The 2,816-nt window shown below is 70.0% G+C and carries 2 protein-coding genes; both read right to left on the bottom strand.

Annotated features, from left to right (window positions below; all coding sequences use genetic code 11):
- On the bottom strand, positions 1-836 hold an 836-nt coding region (locus tag L7D48_RS27875), incomplete at its 3' end, for an ABC transporter ATP-binding protein (RefSeq protein WP_237883727.1).
- A 160-nt stretch (positions 837-996) separates the two neighbouring features.
- The gene (locus tag L7D48_RS27870; protein WP_237883725.1) at positions 997-2,673 is read right to left on the bottom strand and encodes an ABC transporter substrate-binding protein; all 1,677 of its coding nucleotides are present in this window, start codon (positions 2,671-2,673) and stop codon (positions 997-999) included.
- Positions 2,674-2,816: the final 143 nt, after the last annotated feature.

The raw sequence follows: 2,816 nt of genomic DNA, 5'->3' as shown, positions 1-2,816 counted from the left end.
GCGGGGCGCTGGGTGACGGTCTCGCTGTCGCCGCCCTCGACCATCCTCCCCGCGTACATCACCAGCGTCTCGTCCGCGAAGTAGCGGGCGGAGGCGATGTCGTGGGTGATGTAGAGGATCGCCAGGTCCAGCCGCTCCTTGAGGTCGCGCAACAGGTTGAGCACGCCCAGGCGGATGGAGACGTCCAGCATGGAGACCGGCTCGTCGGCCAGCAGCACCCGCGGATCGGCGGCCATCGCGCGGGCGATGGCCACCCGCTGGCGCTGCCCGCCGGACAGCTCGTGCGGGAAGGCGTCCAGATAGCGGGAGGCCGGTGTGAGCTGCACCCGCTCCAGCAGCGCGGCCAGCGCCTTCTCCAGCTCCGCCGCACCGCTGCCGGCCCGGCCGTGGATGCGCAGCGCGCGGGTGAGGTGGTAGCGCACGGTGTGCACCGGGTTGAGCGAGGCGAACGGGTCCTGGAAGATCAGCTGGACGTGCCGGCAGTACGCGCGGAACGCCCGTCCCCGTCCGGCCCGCACCGGCCTGCCGTCCAGCCGGATCTCCCCGGCGGTCGCCGGGTAGAGCTGGGCGAGCAGCCGGGCGACGGTGGACTTGCCCGACCCGGACTCGCCCACCAGCGCGGTCACCGAACCGCGGCACAGCCGCAGCGACACGTCGTCCACCGCGTGCACGGCCCGGCGCTCCCCGCCCAGCAGCGCGCGGGCGCCGCGCCGCACGGGGAAGTGCTTGCTCACCCCCTCGGCCTCCAGCACGACGCGCCCGTCGGTGCCGGGAGTGCTGTCGGGGGCGGGGCCGGGTGGTGGTACCGCGTGTTCTTCGGAGCGTTCTTCGGACATGACTCTTCCTGTCGTCCCTGTGGTCGTGGCTGTCGTGCCGCCTGTGCCGTGTGCGCGGGGATGCCGGAGGCGCCGGACGGGGCCGCCCCGCCGCGGTGCGGGGATGGGATGCGGTGTGCGGCGGGGCGGGGATCGCCCGGCTTCCGGAGCCCGCGCGCCGTCAGGAGGCGGGGCGCAGATGCAGGACGACGTCCAGGGAGTTGGGCTGGGTGGGCTGCGGCGGCGCGTACGGGTCGGACTCCGAGGGCCAGCCGACCCAGTTGCGGGTGCTGTACTCGGCGCCGATGGGAGCGGCGGCGGTCGCGATGAGCGGCACTTCCTCGACCATGATCCGCTGGAGTTCGTTCAGCGCCTCGGTGCGGGTGCCCTCGTCGCCGGCGTTCGCGTACTCCTTGAGCGCCTTGGTGGCCGCCTCGTCGCGGAAGCGGCCGAAGTTGCCGCCGGGGGAGGCCTTGCCGACCGGCTGGTACAGCTCGCCGTCCATCACGTGCTGGTACATGTCGTACGGGGTGGCGCCGCTGTTGGTCCAGTGCAGACTGGCGTCGAAGTCGCCCTCGTTCATCGCGGTGGTCCAGGCGTCGACGGTCTGGGTCTTCACCTTGGCCTCGATGCCGATCTTCTTGACGTTGTCCTTGATGATCGACAGACCGGTGAGGTAGTCCGACCAGCCGGCCGGGTCGGTGAGCGTCATCGTCACCGGCTTGCCCGACGGGTCCTTCAGGACGCCTCCGTTCAGGGTGTAACCGGCCTCCTTCAGCTCCTTCTTGGCGGCCTCGACGTCCACCTTCAGCTTCTCGCCCTTGTACTCGGGCGCGATGAAGGGCTCGCCGGCGGGCAGCGGGATGCCCGTCACGCTCTCGATCTCCGGGTAGAGCGTGGCCTGCGCCCGGACGTGGATGGCCTCGCGGTCGACGACGTGGTTGATCGCACGGCGCAGCGCCGGGTCGTCGAAGGGCTTCTTCGCGGTGTTGAACCACAGGCCGTGGACGCCCAGCCCGGAGGGGAACCAGAGCTTGTGGTGCTCGGGGTCCTTGGCGACGTAGATCTTCTCGTAGTCGGGGGTGAAGACGAAGGACCACTCGCAGGTGCCGTTGGCCAGGGCCGTGGTCTGCGCGTTGTTGTCGTTGTAGGAGGTGTAGCGCAGCTCCTCGACCTTCGGCTTGTCCTGCCAGTAGGTGTCGCGGGCGGTGAGGGTGATGGTCTGCGGCGTGAAGGACTTGAGCGTGTACGGGCCGGTGCCCACGGGCTTCTTGTTGGGCCAGGTCTCGGGGTTCTTCACCTTCGACCAGACGTGCTCGGGCACGACGAAGGTGGTCAGGATCTTGCTCTGGTTGACGAACTGCGATTCGGGGAAGGTCAGTTCGACGGTGTCGCCCTCGCGGCTGATGCCGTCGTAGGGGATGGCGTTGGTGTTGAGCGCCTCGTTCTCCTTCAGCAGCCGGAAGGTGAACTCCACGTCCTTCGCGCTGAACTCCTTGCCGTCGGACCAGGTGGGCCCGTCCTGCACGGTCAGAGTGAGCTTCCGGTAGTTGTCCGCCCACTTCCACTCGCTGGCCAGCCAGGGCTTGCCCTCCTCGGCGGGGCGGACGCCGTTCACCATCACCAGCGGCTCGTAGATCATGTGGCGGTAGCCCAGGGAGGCGCCCGCGGAGGTGCCCAGGAACGGGTTGCTGTTGTCGGTCTGCGGGCCGTTGGGCATGCCGACGGTCAGCACGCCCTTGTCGCCCTTGGCCGGCCCGCCGCCCGCGCCGGGGGCGCCCGCGGTGCAGCCGGCGAGCAGGGCGGTGGCGGCAAGGGCCACCGCGATGGCGGTTGTGGTCCGGGCTGTGGTTCTCATGGTGTCTCCTCCTGGGCCTTTCCTGTTCGGTCGCGATGAGTGAGGGAGCGGTCGCTCATGGTTCTGAGAGCGCTCTCAAGCCGATTGCGCCTCTGTTCTGAGAGCGCTCTCATGTGGGGTCTGGGACGGTGCGGGCGGGGGTG

Source organism: Streptomyces sp. ICN903 (genome assembly GCF_022015835.1).
GTDB classification, from domain to species: Bacteria; Actinomycetota; Actinomycetes; order Streptomycetales; family Streptomycetaceae; genus Streptomyces; species Streptomyces fenghuangensis.
Note: the sequence above shows the minus strand (reverse complement) of the source record. Positions and strands in the feature narration are given on the sequence as shown.

Coding starts and splice junctions, on each gene's coding strand:
- L7D48_RS27870 (WP_237883725.1), bottom strand. CDS start 2,673: ATGAGAACCACAGCCCGGACCACAACCGCCATCGCGGTGGCCCTTGCC.